The sequence below is a fragment of the Enterococcus sp. 125944 genome (genome assembly GCF_051909435.1).
Taxonomy (GTDB): domain Bacteria; phylum Bacillota; class Bacilli; order Lactobacillales; family Enterococcaceae; genus Enterococcus_D; species Enterococcus_D gallinarum.
Genome location: NZ_JBQASY010000001.1, coordinates 67505 through 86252, shown reverse-complemented (window position 1 = coordinate 86252; position 18748 = coordinate 67505). Strand labels below are relative to the sequence as shown.

At 41.5% G+C, this 18748-nt stretch carries 15 protein-coding genes and 1 riboswitch; of the genes, 14 read left to right on the top strand and 1 reads right to left on the bottom strand.

Annotated features, from left to right (window positions below):
- Nucleotides 1-4 precede the first annotated feature (4 nt).
- From purD to ACTFWY_RS00350, 10 genes are all read left to right on the top strand, one after another.
- Entirely contained in the window at nucleotides 5-1258 is a 1254-nt protein-coding gene (purD, locus tag ACTFWY_RS00395) for a phosphoribosylamine--glycine ligase (RefSeq protein WP_060814868.1), read from the top strand.
- 136 nt (nucleotides 1259-1394) lie between these two features.
- The gene (locus ACTFWY_RS00390; protein WP_171917732.1) at nucleotides 1395-2309 is read left to right on the top strand and encodes an aldo/keto reductase; all 915 of its coding nucleotides are present in this window, start codon (nucleotides 1395-1397) and stop codon (nucleotides 2307-2309) included.
- Nucleotides 2310-2519: 210 nt separating this feature from the next.
- A complete protein-coding gene (gene guaC / locus ACTFWY_RS00385) occupies nucleotides 2520-3497 on the top strand; it encodes a GMP reductase (RefSeq protein WP_003127210.1) in 978 nt (325 codons plus the stop codon).
- Between the two features lie 327 nt (nucleotides 3498-3824).
- Nucleotides 3825-4955: a non-hydrolyzing UDP-N-acetylglucosamine 2-epimerase gene (gene wecB / locus ACTFWY_RS00380; protein WP_060814877.1), complete on the top strand. Its 1131-nt coding sequence runs from the start codon at nucleotides 3825-3827 to the stop codon at nucleotides 4953-4955.
- A gap of 92 nt (nucleotides 4956-5047) precedes the next feature.
- Nucleotides 5048-5218: riboswitch (M-box (ykoK) riboswitch) on the top strand.
- A gap of 269 nt (nucleotides 5219-5487) precedes the next feature.
- A complete protein-coding gene (gene mgtA, locus ACTFWY_RS00375; protein ID WP_439926745.1) occupies nucleotides 5488-8079 on the top strand; it encodes a magnesium-translocating P-type ATPase in 2592 nt (863 codons plus the stop codon).
- A gap of 433 nt (nucleotides 8080-8512) precedes the next feature.
- On the top strand, nucleotides 8513-9622 hold the full coding sequence (gene pdhA / locus ACTFWY_RS00370; protein ID WP_003127214.1) for a pyruvate dehydrogenase (acetyl-transferring) E1 component subunit alpha: 1110 nt from the start codon (nucleotides 8513-8515) through the stop codon (nucleotides 9620-9622).
- Between the two features lie 2 nt (nucleotides 9623-9624).
- Nucleotides 9625-10602: an alpha-ketoacid dehydrogenase subunit beta gene (locus ACTFWY_RS00365; protein ID WP_003127215.1), complete on the top strand. Its 978-nt coding sequence runs from the start codon at nucleotides 9625-9627 to the stop codon at nucleotides 10600-10602.
- Nucleotides 10603-10627: 25 nt separating this feature from the next.
- A complete protein-coding gene (locus ACTFWY_RS00360) occupies nucleotides 10628-12268 on the top strand; it encodes a dihydrolipoyllysine-residue acetyltransferase (RefSeq protein ID WP_005472521.1) in 1641 nt (546 codons plus the stop codon).
- Nucleotides 12269-12275: 7 nt separating this feature from the next.
- A complete protein-coding gene (lpdA, locus tag ACTFWY_RS00355; RefSeq protein WP_003127217.1) occupies nucleotides 12276-13682 on the top strand; it encodes a dihydrolipoyl dehydrogenase in 1407 nt (468 codons plus the stop codon).
- 165 nt (nucleotides 13683-13847) lie between these two features.
- The gene (locus ACTFWY_RS00350) at nucleotides 13848-15041 is read left to right on the top strand and encodes an MFS transporter (protein WP_311811095.1); all 1194 of its coding nucleotides are present in this window, start codon (nucleotides 13848-13850) and stop codon (nucleotides 15039-15041) included.
- Nucleotides 15042-15152: 111 nt separating this feature from the next.
- Here the strand turns inward: ACTFWY_RS00350 and ACTFWY_RS00345 are convergent, their stop codons facing one another.
- A complete protein-coding gene (locus ACTFWY_RS00345) occupies nucleotides 15153-15677 on the bottom strand; it encodes a type 1 glutamine amidotransferase domain-containing protein (protein ID WP_311811081.1) in 525 nt (174 codons plus the stop codon).
- 887 nt (nucleotides 15678-16564) lie between these two features.
- Between ACTFWY_RS00345 and ACTFWY_RS00340 the strand changes: the two genes are divergently transcribed.
- The 4 genes from ACTFWY_RS00340 (at nucleotide 16565) to ACTFWY_RS00325 (ending at nucleotide 18650) form a co-directional block, all read left to right on the top strand.
- Nucleotides 16565-16717, top strand: coding sequence for a hypothetical protein (locus ACTFWY_RS00340; protein WP_311811082.1), 153 nt, complete (start codon nucleotides 16565-16567; stop codon nucleotides 16715-16717).
- A gap of 160 nt (nucleotides 16718-16877) precedes the next feature.
- On the top strand, nucleotides 16878-17360 hold the full coding sequence (locus tag ACTFWY_RS00335; protein ID WP_060814866.1) for an MGMT family protein: 483 nt from the start codon (nucleotides 16878-16880) through the stop codon (nucleotides 17358-17360).
- A 240-nt stretch (nucleotides 17361-17600) separates the two neighbouring features.
- Nucleotides 17601-17873: a UPF0223 family protein gene (locus ACTFWY_RS00330; RefSeq protein WP_029486895.1), complete on the top strand. Its 273-nt coding sequence runs from the start codon at nucleotides 17601-17603 to the stop codon at nucleotides 17871-17873.
- Between the two features lie 9 nt (nucleotides 17874-17882).
- Nucleotides 17883-18650: an inositol monophosphatase family protein gene (locus ACTFWY_RS00325; RefSeq protein WP_003127227.1), complete on the top strand. Its 768-nt coding sequence runs from the start codon at nucleotides 17883-17885 to the stop codon at nucleotides 18648-18650.
- Nucleotides 18651-18748 lie beyond the last annotated feature (98 nt).

Below are 18748 nucleotides of genomic sequence, written 5' to 3'. Positions count from 1 at the left end.
GCAGATGAAGCTTTTAGTTATTGGTAGTGGTGGTAGGGAACATGCAATCGCCAAGAAATTACTCGCAGATCCGATCGTAGAAACAGTCTACTGCGCGAAAGGGAATCCGGGCATGGTCAGCGATGGCATTCAGGTAGTTGCTATCCCTGAAACAGACCATCAAAGCTTGATCGCGTTTGCAAAAGAGATGGCCATCGATTGGACCTTTGTAGGCCCTGAAGTTCCTTTGCTTAATGGCATCGTTGATGATTTCCAAGCTGCAGGATTGAACATTTTTGGCCCAAATAAAGCAGCGGCGATGATTGAAGGTTCGAAGGAATTTGCCAAAGAATTGATGGCAAAATATCAGATTCCAACCGCTGAATACCAGTCTTTTGTAGATAGTGAAAAAGCGAAAGCGTATATCCAAGAAAAAGGTGCCCCAATCGTAATCAAAGCAGACGGTTTAGCTGCTGGAAAAGGGGTCGTTGTCGCAGCAACAGTGGATCAGGCACTGGCTGCGGTAGAAGAAATGTTGGAAGAACAAAAATTTGGTCAAAGTGGTGCCAAAGTTGTGATCGAAGATTTTCTGGAAGGAGAAGAGTTTTCGCTGCTGGCTTTTGTTCATGAAGAGCAAGTTTATCCCATGGTGATTGCGCAAGATCATAAACGAGCGTTTGATGGGGATGAAGGACCGAATACTGGTGGAATGGGAGCTTACTCTCCTGTTCCGCAAATTCCTCAGTCAATGATCGATCAAGCAATCGAGACGGTTTTGATCCCGGCTGCTACAGGAATGATTGATCAAGGAACACCCTTTACGGGTATTTTATATGCGGGGCTGATTGCTACAGTTGAAGGACCTAAAGTGATTGAATTCAATGCTCGTTTTGGAGATCCAGAGACGCAAGTCGTTTTGAGTCGGCTAACGAGTGGGTTAGCTCAGATTATTGATGCATTGCTCAATGGAAGACAGCCGGAGATTACTTGGAATCAGCAGTTTTCTGTTGGTGTGGTCGTGGCGGCTGAAGGGTATCCAGAAACCTATCAACAGGGAATGATCATTCCGCAAAAAGCGGCTGAAGATGTTCAACTGTTTTATGCAGGGGTTGCTGAAAGAGCAGGAGAATTGGTGGCAGCAGGCGGGCGAGTATTTTTAGCGGAAGGGCAAGGTGCTTCTTTGGAGGAAGCGCAAAAGAAAGTTTACCAAGCGCTAGCAAAAATGCCTTTGAACAAGATGTTTTATCGAAAAGATATTGGTGCCAAAGCATTAAAGTAACCGTAACTTCTCTTTGGTTCCATCGTTTAAACAAAAGATCGCTGATGAGAGAACAGCGATCTTTTTTTCTTAAAAAGAGGTAGCGTTTTCAAACGGATATGCTAAAATAGAAGAGCAAACAGAGGAGGAAAAATACGTGAAAAAAATTAAATTTGGTTCAACCGATTTAGAAGTTTCAAGTGTCATTTTGGGATTGATGCGAATCAATAATGCAAAAGATCCTGTAGCTGTACTGACGACAGCAATCGATAATGGTATTACTTTCTTTGATCATGCAGATATCTATGGCGGTGGCGAATGCGAAAGTATTTTTGCAGATGCCCTTGCACAAACCGAATATAAAAGGGAAGATCTTTTCATTCAATCGAAATGTGGTATCGTCCCAGGGAAAATGTTCGATTTTTCGAAAGAACACATTATTAAATCCGTTGAAGGCAGTTTGAAACGCTTGAAAATGGATTATCTTGACGCGTTGCTGTTGCATCGCCCGGATACGTTAGTGGAGCCCGAAGAAGTCGCTGCTGCTTTCGACGAGCTGGAAAAAGCGGGAAAAGTTAAGTATTTTGGAGTCAGCAATCAAAATCCTGGTCAAATCGAATTGTTGAAAAAATATGTCTCTCAACCATTGCTGGCCAATCAATTGCAATTTGGCATCATGCATACTGGAATGATCGATCGAGGCATCCATGTCAATATGACGGATAGCGGCAGTGTCGATCATGATGGCGGCATTCTTGAGTATTCTCGGCTGAATGATATGACGATCCAAGCGTGGTCGCCATACCAATATGGATTCTTTGAAGGTGTCTTCATCGGAAATGAGAAATTCCCAGAACTGAATGCAAAACTGGAAGAATTGGCTGAGAAGTATCAAACGACTGCGACAGGAATCGCATCTGCTTGGATTCTACGGCACCCAGCAAATATGCAGGTGATCGCAGGCACGATGACGCCGCATCGTATCGAAGAGATCGCTAAGGCATCTACGATTGTGTTGACACGCCAAGAATGGTATGAAGTATATTTGGCAGCTGGCAATATTTTACCTTAAAAAAAAGAAGAAACCCTTTATTTAATGGAAACTATCTCAGGAATGTTCGTAAAAGACGAACATTCCTGTTGCTTTTTTTAAAAAAGATTCTAAAACACTTGTATTTATGAGTGAGCTGGTTTAAATTGTTGTGGGCATTAAAAATAGGCGACAGCCATTTGATGCTTGCTTCACTCTTATCAAGATTTGGAGGATATTTTTATGTTTGACATGAAAGTTTTTGATTACGAAGATATACAATTGATCCCTAACAAATGTATCGTGAATAGCCGTTCAGAATGTGATACGACGGTTACTTTAGGCAAACATTCATTTAAAATGCCGGTCGTTCCTGCAAATATGCAAACGATCATTGATGAATCAATCGCAGAATTTTTAGCTGAAAATGGCTATTTTTATATTATGCATCGCTTTGACGAAGCAGCCCGCATTCCTTTTATCAAAAAAATGAAGGAAAAAGGCCTGATCTCTTCGATCAGTGTCGGTGTCAAAGATTATGAGTATACTTTTGTCGAAACATTGGCTGCTGAAGGACTGGTGCCTGATTATATTACGATCGATATTGCCCATGGACATTCCAATGCTGTCATCAATATGATCCAACATATCAAAAAACATTTACCAGATGCTTTTGTGATCGCAGGGAACGTTGGTACACCTGAAGCGGTCCGAGAATTGGAAAATGCCGGCGCGGATGCAACGAAAGTCGGGATCGGACCAGGGAAAGTTTGTATCACTAAAATCAAAACTGGTTTTGGAACTGGTGGGTGGCAATTAGCTGCATTACGCTGGTGTGCAAAAGCAGCTCGCAAGCCGATTATCGCCGATGGGGGAATCCGCACCCATGGAGATATCGCAAAATCTGTTCGTTTTGGGGCAACGATGGTCATGATTGGTTCATTGTTTGCTGGACATGAAGAATCTCCCGGGGAAACAAAAGTCGAAAATGGTGTCGTTTTAAAAGAATACTTTGGCTCTGCTTCTGAATTCCAAAAAGGGGAAAAGAAAAACGTCGAAGGGAAAAAAATCTGGATCCCTTACAAAGGTTCTTTGAAAGATACTTTGGTTGAGATGCAGCAAGATCTACAATCATCGATCTCCTATGCCGGTGGCAAAGACCTCGAATCGATTCGAAAAGTTGATTATGTGATCGTGAAAAACTCGATTTTCAATGGCGATACAATTTAAGTTGCTTCGGCTGTAGAATTGACAGTGGCATGAATAAAAGTTCGATCCAAAAGATTTCTTGGTCTTGCAGCAAGCGATAGGAAAACATTCTTATCACTTGCTGCTGAGGGCAACAAGTCTTTTGTTTTTTTTATTTTCAGCGCTGACCTTCTGCTTTTTGTGGAATCATCTTTATCGACTATTTGGTTTTTCTTAATCTTTCGTTATAATAGAAGAAATGATGAAAAAAACTAAAAAATATTCTGAGCTAAAAGCGGATATTCAGTTGACTAAGTGAGTAAGAGCAATAACAATAAAGTAAACATGCAGAAAGAAGCAGGTGAGTGTTTGACTATCAAAGTAATGTCCGTTTTTGGGACAAGACCGGAAGCCATCAAGATGGCGCCTTTGGTAAAAGAATTAGAGGCTGATCCTCGATTTCAATCAATTGTCGTGGTGACAGCCCAACATCGCGAGATGTTAGATCAAGTATTAGAGGTTTTTGCGATCGAACCTGATTACGACTTGGATATCATGACATTGGGACAGACGTTGACCGGCATCACTACAAAAGTCTTGCTGGAATTAGAACCGATTCTCCACCAAGAAAAACCGTCAATTGTGCTTGTTCATGGTGACACAACAACGGCATATGCCGCAGCAACCGCAGCTTTTTACGCTCAGATCCCGATCGGTCATGTTGAAGCTGGTTTGCGGACGTGGAATAAACGATCACCCTATCCGGAAGAAGCCAACCGGCAACTCATCGATGTGCTAACGGATCTTTACTTTGCTCCAACGCTTCAAAGTAAAGAAAATCTACTTGCGGAAAATCATGATCCAGAAGCCATCTTTGTCACTGGCAATACCGCGATTGATGCCATGCGCTACACTGTTTCTCAAGACTATCAGCATCCTACACTAACAGACAAAAAACAGCGAAAGATTTTGTTGACGATGCACCGCAGAGAGAATTTAGGTCAGCCGATGAAGAATGTTTTTCAGGCATTGGCTCGAATTGCAGGCGAGTTTCCAGAAGTCTCAGTCGTTTTTCCGATGCATAAAAATCCCAAAGTTCGAGAAATTGCCCAAGAAACTCTGGGTGCTTTAGAGAATGTTACATTGATTGAACCTTTAGATGTCATCGATTTTCACAATTTTGCCAACCAAAGCACATTGATTCTAACTGATTCCGGCGGTGTCCAGGAAGAAGCCCCTTCTCTCGGTGTTCCTGTATTGGTGTTGCGGGACACAACTGAACGTCCAGAAGGCATTGCGGCAGGAACGTTGAAATTGGTCGGTACAGGGGAAGAGGATGTGTATCAAGCAACGAAGCAGTTGTTGCAGGATCACGCTGCATATACCGCAATGGCGCATGCTGAAAATCCTTATGGTGATGGTAAAGCAAGTCAGCGAATCAAAGAAGTGTTGGCTCAATATTACCGTCTGTCCGGAATGGCAGATCCTTCGATCCAATGATCCAAAAACTGAAAATGGAATTGAAAAATAACAAAAGTATTTTCACATAATGGTTGACCTATATAATTAGATAGACTATAGTGAGGATAGAAATAAATAATTGTTAGGTGAGGCTCCTATATGGACACAAGCTGCTGCCGCAAAAGTATCGAGAGATGCTTAGTTGGTAGGACAGGTCTAATCGTGAAGGTTAAACCCAAAGCAGCTGATAACGTCAAGTTATCTACGCCCTATAGTGCTAAAGCTCTACAATGATCATGAGTTTTTTACGCATGCTTATTGGGAGCATGCGTTTTTTTGTGTTAATGGTCACTGATGCCTTTATTTTAGCTGATACATACAGACCTTTATGAGGTGCTGCAAGACAATTGCTGACTGCCTTTATTTTTGACCAACACTTCTGCATGATCCAGAGTTTCTTGCTTGATAAACAGAGAGGAAGATGAACATGGAATACCCCAGTCCCCAGATGAACAATAAAAAGAATGCTAGGGGTAGCAAATGCAACTCCTAGTTATAGGAGGAAAAGAAGATGTTAAAAAAATTATCTAAAGACCAAGAATTAAAATTACTTGCACAACTTTCGGAAAGAGAGTTACTGATGGAAATGCGGACTTCGTTTAATGGACTATCAAAAGAGGATGCAGCAGAACGTCTGGACGAATATGGACCAAACCAAGTAGATGCACAAAAACCAACACCTGCTTGGCTGATGTTTTTAAGTGCTTTCAAAGATCCTTTTGTATTAGTTTTGGCTTTGCTGATGGTCATTTCTTTTTTCACAGGTGATTATGAAGCAGTGGTCGTGATGGGAATCATGATCTTAGCAAGTGTTACGATCACATTCGTGCAAGAATATCGTTCGCAAAAAGCAAGTTTGGCCTTAAAAGAATTAATTGAAAATACATGTTCTGTCACTCGAGACGGCGAAACGATCGAGATTCCGATGGATGAAGTCGTACCAGGAGACATCGTGACATTGGCAACCGGGGATATGATTCCGGCAGATGCTATTTTGATTTGGACAAAAGATTTATTTATCAATCAATCTTCTCTGACCGGAGAATCTATGCCGGTGGAAAAATTTGTCGATGCTGGGATCAAAGATTCTAAAGAAACGATTTCCGCATTAGATATGCAAGATTTGGTTTTCATGGGAACGGATGTCCTTAGTGGACAAGGTAAAGCAATTATTTTAAAAACCGGTCAAAGTACTTTTTTTGGTGATATTGCCAAAAATGCAACGTCAAAACGAGGAAAGACTACTTTTGAGGATGGTTTGACGAAAGTCAGTAAATTGTTGCTGCGAATGGTAATGGTTTTGTTTCCCATCGTCTTTTTGATCAATGGATTGACAAAAGGCGACTGGGGAGAAGCCCTTTTCTTCGCAATCGCTGTAGCTGTTGGCTTGACTCCGGAAATGTTGCCAATGATCGTCACAAGTAATTTAGCAAAAGGTGCCATGTCGTTAGCTAAAGAAAAAGTGATCGTCAAAGAATTGCCTTCGATTCAAAACTTGGGCAGTATGGACGTTTTATGTACGGATAAAACCGGCACGATCACTGAAGATCGCGTCGTATTAGTGCAGCATCTGAATCCGTTTGGTAAAGAAGACCAACAAGTGTTGGATATGACCTATTTGAATTCCTACTATCAAACAGGTTGGAAAAATTTGATGGATATTGCGGTATTGAACTACTTCGAAGATACAGAGCGCCAAGCGCCTTATCAAGAAGTCATCAAAGTGGATGAAATCCCCTTTGACTTTTCCCGCCGGCGTTTAACAGTGGTTGTCAAAGCAGATGGGCACCAGATCATGGTCACAAAAGGTGCTGCTGAGGAAATGGAGAAAGTCTGCAAATACGTGGAAGTCAACGGACAAGTTCTGGAATTGACAGATGAATTAAGAGAAAAACTTCGTGAGGTAAATCACCGCTTGAACAAACAGGGCATGCGTGTCCTAACAGTAGCAATCAAGCGAGATGCTCACGCAGAAGCCGTCTACTCAGTTGAAGATGAACAAGATATGATCATGATCGGATTCATGGGCTTTTTAGACCCAGCGAAAGAGTCCGCAAAAACAGCTATTGCTTCATTACATGGTCATGGTGTCAACGTGAAAGTTTTGACTGGTGACAATGCGATCGTGGCGCAAAAGGTGTGTAAAGATGTGGGGATCGAAGTGAACGACTATCTTCTAGGGATAGACGTTGATCGTCTCTCTGATGAAGAATTGGCTGAAAAAGCAGAAGCGGTCAATCTATTTGCTAAGTTGAATCCTATGCAAAAGTCACGCATCATTCAGTCGCTGCAAGCCGATGGTCATACTGTCGGATTTATGGGAGATGGAATCAATGATGCGCCTGCACTGCGGGCTGCTGATGTCGGTATTTCTGTAGATACGGCCGCAGACATTACCAAAGACGCAAGTTCGATCATTTTATTAGAAAAAAGCTTGAATGTGTTAGATAAAGGGGTCATTGAAGGCCGTAAAGTTTTCACAAACATGATGAAATACATCAAGATGACATTGAGTTCAAACTTTGGGAATGTTTTTTCGATCCTTGTCGCTAGTGCATTCTTGCCTTTCTTGCCAATGCTTTCTATTCAATTGCTGGTGCAAAATCTAGTCTATGATATGGCACAGTTGACTATTCCTTGGGATAATGTGGATGTGGAAGAACTAGAAAAACCAGTCAAGTGGCAAGTCAGAGGCTTATTGAAATTCACCGTAAGCATTGGACCAGTCAGCAGTATTTTTGATATCTTGACATTCTTCGTGATGTGGCATGTGTTCCAAGCAAATACCATTCAAGAACAAGCGCTGTTCCAAGCCGGCTGGTTCATGATCGGTCTTGTGACGCAAACATTAGTCGTGCATATGGTCCGGACGCGTAAACTGCCATTTTTCCAAAGTATCGCATCGCCAGCAGTCTTACTGTCAAGCGTTCTTGCGATTTTGGTAGGTTTCGGTATTATCTTGTCGCCGCTGCACACAGTCTTTGATTTTGCAGCGCTACCATCTTCTTACTGGCCATGGTTTGTCGGCATTATTCTTGCCTACCTGGTAAGCGTAGAAGTAGCTAAGAGAATCTATATTCATTATACAAAAGAGTGGATCTGAGAAAAGAAACGGATAGTCATAAAAGATTTTAACTTTTATGCTATCTGTTTCTTTTTTATTCTCTTCTGTATTATTTTTTTCTCATTATCAAAAAAACTAATTTTACTAAGTCGGAACATTCACAAGGGAAAGTCCTCGAGGTGTTACGTTTCTGTTTAGTTAAAAGGCGAAGTCTGTACTATTCTTAAAAGAAAAAAAGAATTTAATAAGGAGCAAAGCAAGAAAGCGATTGCTTAAATGTGATTGTTTTCACTAATCGTTTCTTAAGAGTTGGTCTAATGGGAATCGTTTTATTAAAAAAAAATACCTTTTCACTTGTCTTATTCTCGTTTAAATGATAATTTATAGTAGTAAATGATTTTTCGATGATACAGATTTTATCCCTGTTACATTCGAAAGTGAATTTTTATATCAGAGAGGAAAGTGTGTCAAGATGGCAAAAAAACAAAAAGCACTTGATTTCCAAGCAATTTTGGAGCAAGTCAATGCAGATTTTCCAACTTATCAAGCATTAGATAAAGACGGAAAAATCGTAAATCCAGATTTAGTACCTGATCTAAGTGACGACGAATTAGTCGAGTTGATGACTCGCATGGTATGGTCCCGTGTATTAGACCAACGCTCTACTGCGTTAAACCGTCAAGGTCGTCTAGGTTTCTTCGCGCCAACAGCTGGTCAAGAAGCAAGTCAATTAGCAAGTCATTTTGCATTTGAAAAAGAAGATGTGCTTTTACCTGGTTACCGTGATGTCCCTCAATTGATCCAACACGGCCTTCCATTGAAAGAAGCGTTCTTATGGTCTCGCGGACACGTAGCTGGAAACCTTTATCCAGAAGACTTGCAAGCTTTACCACCACAAATCATTATCGGTGCGCAATACGTGCAAGCTGCTGGTGTAGCTCTTGGTCTGAAAAAGCGCAACAAGAAAAATGTTGTCTTCACTTATACAGGTGATGGCGGTTCTTCACAAGGGGACTTCTATGAAGCAATCAACTTTGCTGGTGCTTACCATGCAAACGCTGTATTCTACATCCAAAACAACGGTTTTGCGATTTCAACACCTCGTGAAGTTCAAAGTGCTGCGCCAACATTAGCTCAAAAAGCAGCTGCAGCTGGTATCCCAGGAATCCAAGTGGATGGTATGGATCCATTAGCAGTTTACACTGTATCAAAAGCAGCTCGTGAATGGGCAGCAAACGGCAATGGACCAGTTTTGATTGAAACATTGACTTACCGTTATGGTCCACACACATTATCAGGGGATGACCCAACGCGTTACCGTTCAAAAGATATGGACAGCGAATGGCAACAAAAAGACCCATTGGTTCGCTTCCGTACGTACTTGACTGAAAAAGGACTATGGTCTGAAGAAAAAGAAGAACAAATCATTGAACAAACTAAAGAAGAAATCAAAGCTGCAATCGCTGAAGCTGACCGTGTACCTAAACAAAAAGTTTCTGATTTCTTGAAAAATATGTTTGAAGTACAACCTCAAAACATTAAAGAACAAATTGCAACTTACGAAGCGAAGGAGTCGAAATAGTCATGGCACAAAAAACAATGATTCAAGCAATTACAGATGCCTTAGCTGTTGAAATGGAAAACGACAAAGAAATTTTAGTCTTTGGTGAAGACGTCGGTAAAAACGGCGGGGTTTTCCGGGCAACAGAAGGTTTACAAGAAAAATTCGGTGAAGATCGTGTTTTCGATACCCCTCTTGCTGAATCTGGTATCGGCGGTTTAGCTTTTGGTTTAGCACTAGAAGGTTTCCGTCCAGTTCCAGAAATTCAATTCTTCGGATTCGTTTTTGAAACATTTGATGAAATCGTTGGACAAATGGCACGTACTCGCTACCGTATGGGCGGCACACGCAACTTGCCAATTACGATTCGTTCACCATTTGGTGGTGGTGTGCATACACCAGAATTGCACTCAGATAACTTGGAAGGATTGATTGCTCAATCACCAGGTATCCGTGTCGTGATTCCATCAAACCCATACGATGCAAAAGGATTGTTAATTGCTTCTATTCGCAGCAATGATCCTGTTGTTTTCTTAGAACATATGAAACTTTACCGTTCATTCCGTGAAGAAGTGCCAGAAGAAGCGTATGAAGTTCCATTGGATAAAGCAGCGGTGACTCGTGAAGGAACAGACGTATCGATCATCACTTATGGTGCAATGGTTCGTGAAGCAATCAAAGCAGCGGATAACTTAGCAAAAGAAAACATCAATGCTGAAATTATCGATTTGCGTACAGTTGCTCCTCTTGATGTGGAAACAATCATTAAATCTGTTGAAAAAACAGGTCGTGTGGTTGTTGTTCAAGAAGCTCAAAAACAAGCAGGCGTAGGCGCTCAAGTCGTTTCTGAAATTTCTGAACGTGCGGTTCTTTCATTAGAAGCACCAATTGGACGTGTATCTGCTCCAGATACAATCTTCCCATTCGGTCAAGCAGAAAATATCTGGTTGCCAAATGCTAAAGATATCGAAGACAAAGTGAAAGAAATCGTGAACTTTTAATAGTTGAAGAAGGGAAGAATAGAAAATGGCATTTCAATTTAAATTACCGGATATCGGTGAAGGGATCGCAGAAGGCGAAATCGTAAAATGGTTCGTTAAACCCGGCGATACCATCAATGAAGATGACACTTTATTGGAAGTTCAAAATGACAAATCAGTTGAAGAAATCCCATCTCCAGTCACAGGTACTGTAAAAAATATCCTTGTATCAGAAGGAACAGTTGCCAATGTTGGTGATGTATTAGTAGAAATCGATGCACCTGGCCATGAAGACAATGAAGGAGATGCAGGTGTGGCAGCGCAAGCCCAAACTCCTGCACAACCAGCTGCTGTTCCAACAACGGAAGCTGCATCTGCTGGTTCTTCAGAAGGCGAAGGCGTATTCCAATTCAAATTACCAGATATCGGTGAAGGAATTGCAGAAGGCGAAATCGTAAAATGGTTCGTTAAAGCTGGCGACACCATCAATGAAGATGATACTTTATTGGAAGTTCAAAACGACAAATCAGTTGAAGAAATCCCATCTCCAGTCACAGGTACTGTAAAAAATATCCTTGTATCAGAAGGAACAGTTGCCAATGTTGGTGATGTATTAGTAGAAATCGATGCTCCAGGACACAACAGTGCACCAGCTGCTAGTTCTGCAGCGCCAACTGCAGCGCCAGAAAAAGTTGAAACTTCTGGCTCAGCAAGTGTCGTTGAAGCTGCTGATCCAAACAAACGTGTATTAGCAATGCCTTCTGTCCGTCAATTTGCTCGTGAAAAAGATGTCGACATCACACAAGTAACTGCAACTGGCAAAGGTGGCCGCGTGACAAAAGAAGACATTGAGAACTTCCTATCTGGTGGCGGAGCTTCAGCAACTGCAGAAGCAGCAGCTCCAGCAAAAGAAGAAGCGCAAGCACCAGCAGCTGAAAGCAAACCAGCAGCACCAGCTAAAGCCTTCAAGTCTAACTTGGGTGATTTAGAAGAACGTGTAGCATTAACTCCGACACGTAAAGCAATTGCGAAAGCAATGGTCAACAGCAAACATACAGCACCTCATGTAACATTGCATGATGAAGTAGAAGTAACAAATCTTTGGGATAATCGTAAGAAATTTAAAGAAGTTGCTGCTGCCAATGGCACAAAACTTACTTTCTTGCCATATGTTGTAAAAGCATTGACTGCTACAGTCAAAAAATTCCCTATCTTGAATGCTTCAATCGATGATGCAAAACAAGAAATTGTGTACAAAAACTACTACAATATCGGTATTGCTACGGATACGGATCATGGGTTATATGTACCAAATGTCAAAGATGCAGACCGCAAAGGAATGTTTGCTATCGCTGATGAAATCAACGAAAAAGCTAAACTTGCTCATGACGGCAAACTTTCTGCAGATGACATGCGCAACGGAACGATCACTATCAGTAACATTGGTTCTGTAGGCGGTGGCTGGTTCACACCAGTAATCAACTACCCTGAAGTAGCTATCTTGGGTGTTGGTACAATCGCGCAACAACCAATCGTCAATGCTGAGGGCGAAATCGTTGTCGGCCGCGTAATGAAACTTTCATTGAGCTTTGACCACCGAATCGTTGATGGTGCAACAGCGCAACAAGCAATGAATAATATCAAACGTCTATTAGCTGATCCAGAGCTATTAATGATGGAAGGATGATTAACAAATGGTAGTTGGAGATTTTGCTGTTGAATTAGATACAGTTGTAATCGGTGCGGGACCTGGCGGCTATGTAGCTGCCATCCGCGCAGCGGAAATGGGACAAAAAGTTGCGATCATTGAAAGAGAATACATTGGCGGTGTTTGTTTGAACGTTGGTTGTATCCCTTCAAAAGCATTGATTGCAGCAGGACATCATTACCAAGAATCACTAGATTCGACAATGTTTGGTGTAACAAGCGAAAACGTATCTCTTGATTTTGCTAAAACACAAGAATGGAAAGACAACAAAGTTGTGAAAACATTGACTTCAGGTGTTGGCTTCCTATTGAAAAAACACAAAGTTGAAACAATTGAAGGGGAAGCTTTCTTTGTTGATGATCACACATTACGTGTGATTCATCCTGATTCAGCTCAAACTTATTCTTTCAACAATGCAATCATCGCGACAGGTTCTCGCCCAATTGAAATCCCTGGTTTCAAATTCGGTGGACGTGTGCTTGATTCTACTGGCGGATTGGCATTGAAAGAAGTGCCTAAAAAATTCGTTGTTATCGGTGGCGGTGTCATCGGTTCTGAACTTGGTGCTGCTTATGCAAACCTTGGAGCAGAAGTAACGATTCTTGAAGGTTCTCCTCAAATTTTGCCAACTTATGAAAAAGATATGGTTAAATTAGTTGAAGAAGACTTCGCTAAAAAAGGCGTAACGATCGTTACTAATGCAATGGCTAAAGAAGCTGTTGATAATGGCGATAGTGTAACGGTTAAATACGCTGTTGATGGCAAAGAAGAATCAGTGACAGCTGACTATGTGATGGTTACAGTTGGTCGACGTCCGAATACAGATGACATGGGCTTAGAGCAAGCCGGTGTTGAAGTTGGCGAACGTGGATTGATCACAGTTGACAAACAAGGCCGTACGAACGTATCAAACATCTTTGCAATCGGAGATATCGTACCTGGTGCAGCACTTGCTCATAAAGCAAGTTATGAAGCAAAAATTGCTGCTGAAGCCATTTCTGGTAAAAAAGTTGCTGTTGATTATAAAGCAATGCCAGCGGTTGCCTTTACTGATCCAGAATTAGCTTCTGTCGGTATGACGATCAAAGATGCAAAAGATGCTGGAATTGAAGCGAAAGCTTACAAATTCCCATTCTCTGGAAATGGTCGTGCATTGTCTCTTGGTAAAACCGAAGGATTTATCCGCTTAGTAACAACAGTAGAAGACAATGTGATCATCGGTGCGCAAATCGCTGGTTTAGGTGCAAGTGACATGGTTTCAGAATTGGCTCTTGCAATCGAATCAGGTATGAACGCAGAAGATATCGCGTTAACGATCCACCCACATCCATCTTTAGGTGAGATCACCATGGATGCTGCTGAGTTGGCATTAGGCTTACCAATCCATATTTAATGATAGAAGACTCGTTCATCCTTTCGATGAGCGAGTTTTTTTATGGGATCAAGTATCAGTGAAAGGCATAAAATACTGACGGTTGCCTACTTGATTGCTGTAGCAAATCTGTCTGAATTATGCTATATTAAGTTGCTATCTAAAACGGATGAAGGCGGGGATTGTATGCGTAAACAATTGGGTGGGAAAACGATTCGTCTCTATTATACAAGTCTGCAATTTCTTTATTGGATGATGTTTTGTTCAATTTATGGATTTGCCACATTATTTCTGATTTATTTTAAGATCGATCCAGCAAAAATCGGTGGGATCTTAGCACTTATCAATATTTTTTCAGCCGCGCTTCAGCCTTTCATCAGTCAAGTGATCATTAAAAGAAAAAGGATTCCCTTGATTGCTGTCCTAAAAGGGATGACACTGAGCCTGATTATCGCTCTTCTAGTAGGGTTATTACTGCCAGCACTGACGATTATCAGTTTTATCATTGGTGCAATCGTGCTAGTTTCCATGCAGTCATTTATCAATGCTCTTGCATTTGAGTATGTGAACACCGGCTATGGGATTAATTTTGGTTTTTCGAGAGCAGGTGGTTCACTAGGATATGCCGCAACCTCTTTCTTATTAGGGCAGTTGTTGGCGAGCTATTCGGCTGCGCTTCTCCCAATAATGGCATTAGTAGAAGCAGGACTGTTTTTTGTCCTCTTACTTTTGCTGCCCACAGTGAAAACAAGGGTTCTGCCGTTGAAGATAGAAGAGAAGCATTCGGGTGGGTTAGGAAAAAAATATCCATTTTTACTTTTGTTATTCATAGGATTCAGTTTTCTGTTCAGCTTTCACACAATGATCAATAGCTTCTTGGCACAGATTTTTGCTTCGATCGGAGGCGGCAGCAAAGAAGTAGGAATTTCATTAATGATTGCTGCATTATGCGAGTTGCCAGGAATGATATTCTTCGAACGTTTGGTCAAAAGAAAGTCCAGCAAGTTTTGGCTTTTGTTTTCTAGTATCGCATTTGCAGTCAGAGGAGTAATGATGTTGCTTACCAGCACGATTGTTATGATGGAAATGACACACCTATTGCAGGGCTTTAGTTTTGCTTTATTTATCCCAGCGTCTGCTTATCTCTTCAATCACGTATTGGCAGATGAAGATCGGGTATTTGGACAAACGCTGATCATTATTGCGACGACATTAGGCGGTGTGCTGGGGAATATCTTAGGCGGCAGCCTTTTACAGAACTTCGGTGTCTGGCAGATGTTATTGTGCGGCACGTGCTTTGCTTTGATTGGAGCGTTATTGACGCTATGGGGGATCCGTAAGCTGCCAAAGGCCTCTGTTGTTTCCGATCTTTCCGAATAGCAGACAAGGAATGACAAAAATAGCTAGAGCAATGTTCAAAAATGATAACGAAAAAGAGTGGCGAACAATCATCGCCACTCTTTTTCGTTAAAGTGAATCAGCCTAGCCGGGTTATTTCTTTTCTAAAACAGCGATGAATTCCCGCATATAATCGGGCAGGTCAGGTGGTCTACGGCTAGAAACGATGTGACCGTCGGTGATAACTGGTGTATCCATCCAAGTAGCTCCGGCGTTTGTCATGTCGTCTTTTATGCCAGGGGTGCTAGTCACTTTTCTTCCTTGCAATATATTCGCGGAAATCAAGACCCAGCCGGCATGACATATTTGACCAATGACTTTTTCTTCTTTGTCCATTGCTTGAACAAAAGAAATGACTTGTGGGAATCGGCGCAGTTTATCCGGTGCCCAACCGCCTGGGACTAAGATGGCATCATAATCAGCCACATGGATGTCGTCAAAAGCAAACGCAGATTCTGCAGGAACTCCGTATTTTCCTTTATAGCTTTTATGGGCTTCTTCGCCAACTAAATACACTTGAGCGCCTTCTTCTCGCAAACGGTGAACAGGGTACCAAAGCTCTAAATCCTCGAAATCATTGTCGACTAACGCGATGATTTTTTTATTTTCTAAGCGCAAATGAAATCCTCCTTTATTCTTGCTATTCTTACTGTAACATCAAGGAAAAGGAAACACCAAAAGAATGCTTTTCAAGAAAGACGACTAGCATTTATCTGTAAGGGATAGTTCTAGTAGTGTCAGCGTTGTAACGAATAATAAATTAGGTCATAATCAAAGTAACCAATAAGTCTTAGCAAGTCTTAGCAAGCCTTAACAAGTCTGAACAGATCTGAACAAGACTGAATAAGAGCGTGAAAATAAGGAACCTTTTGAAAAAGCTAGACAATCTATTTATCAAAATGCACGTCCATTGGAACTTGCACGCTGGCAGATTCATTTTGAAGACGGTAGCCGGGAGAATGTTATACAGATGTTAGAGGTCTATCAAAACGAGGATGGCGGCTTTGGTCACGGCTTAGAGCCAGACAATTGGAAACCCAACAGCACCCCGATTGCGGCGTGAGCTGCCTGCAGTATTTTACGAGAGATCAATTGCCTTGATGCTAAAAATCCTATAATACAGGGGATCTTGAGGTGCTTGTCCAGTGGGAAAGATTTTTCTGAAGGGAAATGGCGGAACCAAGTACCTTCGACTGCTTTTTACTCCCATGCCATCTGATAGGAGAGTCCTGTAGGTGTGCCGGCTAATAATCCCACCGTGAGTTTTGCTGGTATGATCATCCGTGTGGAAGATACTGGTTTATCTCAACAAGCGGAGGGAATCCTTCAAACCGCCATTGATAGCTTTCTCAATGAGACAACGATGATAGGCATACGTTAGTCGTTTATTTGGAAATGCTAAACTATTGTAAAAAAACACATGATCAACCTCTTTTGGAGAACATAAATTTTCAAGAAGTGTTGTGCCAACAAATTCGTCAAACCGTCTCGAAAGCCCCAGAAGAATGGTTTACTTCTTACACCAGCAAACCATCGGACTTTTTTTCTCGAAAGAACAACTGCTCACCATTTTTGATAAAGAACTTTGTCAGCAAGAAGCCGCTAAAATCTCTGAGAACCAGCTAGAAGATGGTTCTTTCCCTATTCCATGGCAATAGGGCACAGAATATACAGAGTTTTATATCAGCGTGAATTGGTGGAAATCCGTTCAGATCATCAAGAACTTTTTATTTTTGCATGCTTTTTCAAAATAATTTGAAGCTTCTCATTGCAGTTTGATTTAGGAGGCGGTACTTTGAAAGTAAAGGAGGGACTAGTATGGTCGATGAAAAAAAGAAAGATTTCAATAAGATGCTCCATGAAACGAAAGGAATGCCGAAAATCAAGCAAATCACAGATGAAAAGAGTATTGAGAAATATGGGGGAAAGAGAATGCTTTTGGCTCCTCCAGTGGATTACAATCAAATCATGGGGCGTATCCCATTAGGCCAAGTGATGACGATTAGTAAGATTCGCGAGTATCTGGCAGAAAGGTATGGTGCCGATTTCACAGATCCAATCACCGCGGGTATTTTTGTCTCCATCGCAGCATGGGCTAGTGAACAAAGAAAAACAGATAAAATTCCTTTCTGGCGGACATTAAAAGCGAATGGGGAGTTAAACCCTAAGTATCCAGGCGGAATCGAGAAACAAAAAAGCGCTTTGGAAAACGAGGGACATACGATCCTTATTAAGGGAAGAAAAAACCTACGCTATTATGTTAAAGACTTTACTGAAGTTCTAGCACAACTATCTAAATGAACCAACGTAGAATGAGTTAAGGTATCTCGTATTTTAGTTAGAGCTAGGACTAAGCTCGATTAAGTCTGTAAAAGGCGATATGGCCTAGGCATCATGGGGTCTTCTTCAAAACATTCGTTCATTTTTTTAAATAGGGGGTGCATCTCTCATTGAGAGGTGTCCTCTTTTATTTTGCGACAGAGTCTCTGACCAATTTGTATTTTTATGGTACACTGAATAGGACGAATAGGGGTGATTAAAATGCGTGATTATCAATATCCTCTAGATCTGGACTGGTCAACAGATGAAATGGTTATTGTAATGAATCTATGGGATCGCTTAGAACAAGCCTACGAGAAAGGGATCCCGGCAGCGGAGTTTTTAGAAGCTTATCAGCAGTTTAAGAAAGTTGTGCCAAGTATTGGGGAAGAGCGCCGTTTAGGCAGAGATTTCGAAGACTTGAGCGGATACTCATTGTATCGAACGGTTCAAGCGGCCAAGACGACAAGCGGTAAACTGAAAATGAAGGAGTAGAAATCAACCATGCAAGAAATCGTTAGTGAAATCCATAGCTGGATGATTGCAGCAGGGGAAAAAATCAAAGAAAACCTAAATAAAGAGTCTCTGATCGTTGAAACAAAATCAGGTCGGAAAGATTTGGTGACTGAACTGGATAAGGCGACGCAGGATTTTCTAATTGAGAAGATTCAAGCCTTTGACCCAGAAGCAAAAATTCTAGGGGAAGAAAATGGTTTAGATCGACTTTCAGATTTTAGTGGACGAGTATTTATCATTGATCCTATTGACGGAACCATGAATTTCGTGTTGGAAAAAGAGAATTTCTGTATCATGATTGCTGTATATGAAGAAGGCCAAGGACGTTTTGGCTTTGTTTATAATGTCATGAAAAATGAATTTCTTTGGGGTGGTCCGGAAATTGGGGTCTTTTGCAACGGAAAAAAAATCGATCCGCCGAAAGATATCGCTTTAGAGGAAGGATTGATCGGATTAAATGCGCCCATGTTGATGCATAATCGTCATCATGAAGTCGAAATGAGTGAACGGGCACTAGGTGTACGGATGACCGGTTGTGCGGGCATCGAATTGATTGCGCTGGTCTTAGGTCAGCGCGCAGGCTATATTTCCAACCTAGCGCCATGGGACTATGCCCCTGGCGGTATCTTAATGGAAACATTAGGTTTGAAGATGGCGAATATCACCGGAGAGGAACTTGCTCTAGATGGTCGGGAATTGTTTATTGGTGGCACACCAACAGCATTTCAAGAATTATTGACGATCGCAAATCAATAAATGACGAGCAGATATCTACGGGTATCTGTTTTTTTCTGTAAAAATGAAAACTTTGCACTATATTTCAGAAAGAAATTCTGGTATAATGGCTTGTCGAG

What these genes read in the sequence shown, in the direction of transcription:
- ACTFWY_RS00325 (WP_003127227.1), top strand. Translation starts at nt 17,883, where the DNA reads ATGCAAGAAATCGTTAGTGAAATCCATAGCTGGATGATTGCAGCAGGG.
- ACTFWY_RS00350 (WP_311811095.1), top strand. Translation starts at nt 13,848, where the DNA reads ATGCGTAAACAATTGGGTGGGAAAACGATTCGTCTCTATTATACAAGT.
- pdhA (WP_003127214.1), top strand. Translation starts at nt 8,513, where the DNA reads ATGGCAAAAAAACAAAAAGCACTTGATTTCCAAGCAATTTTGGAGCAA.
- ACTFWY_RS00360 (WP_005472521.1), top strand. Translation starts at nt 10,628, where the DNA reads ATGGCATTTCAATTTAAATTACCGGATATCGGTGAAGGGATCGCAGAA.
- ACTFWY_RS00330 (WP_029486895.1), top strand. Translation starts at nt 17,601, where the DNA reads ATGCGTGATTATCAATATCCTCTAGATCTGGACTGGTCAACAGATGAA.
- purD (WP_060814868.1), top strand. Translation starts at nt 5, where the DNA reads ATGAAGCTTTTAGTTATTGGTAGTGGTGGTAGGGAACATGCAATCGCC.
- ACTFWY_RS00335 (WP_060814866.1), top strand. Translation starts at nt 16,878, where the DNA reads ATGGTCGATGAAAAAAAGAAAGATTTCAATAAGATGCTCCATGAAACG.
- ACTFWY_RS00340 (WP_311811082.1), top strand. Translation starts at nt 16,565, where the DNA reads ATGGTTTACTTCTTACACCAGCAAACCATCGGACTTTTTTTCTCGAAA.
- guaC (WP_003127210.1), top strand. Translation starts at nt 2,520, where the DNA reads ATGAAAGTTTTTGATTACGAAGATATACAATTGATCCCTAACAAATGT.
- lpdA (WP_003127217.1), top strand. Translation starts at nt 12,276, where the DNA reads ATGGTAGTTGGAGATTTTGCTGTTGAATTAGATACAGTTGTAATCGGT.
- ACTFWY_RS00365 (WP_003127215.1), top strand. Translation starts at nt 9,625, where the DNA reads ATGGCACAAAAAACAATGATTCAAGCAATTACAGATGCCTTAGCTGTT.
- mgtA (WP_439926745.1), top strand. Translation starts at nt 5,488, where the DNA reads ATGTTAAAAAAATTATCTAAAGACCAAGAATTAAAATTACTTGCACAA.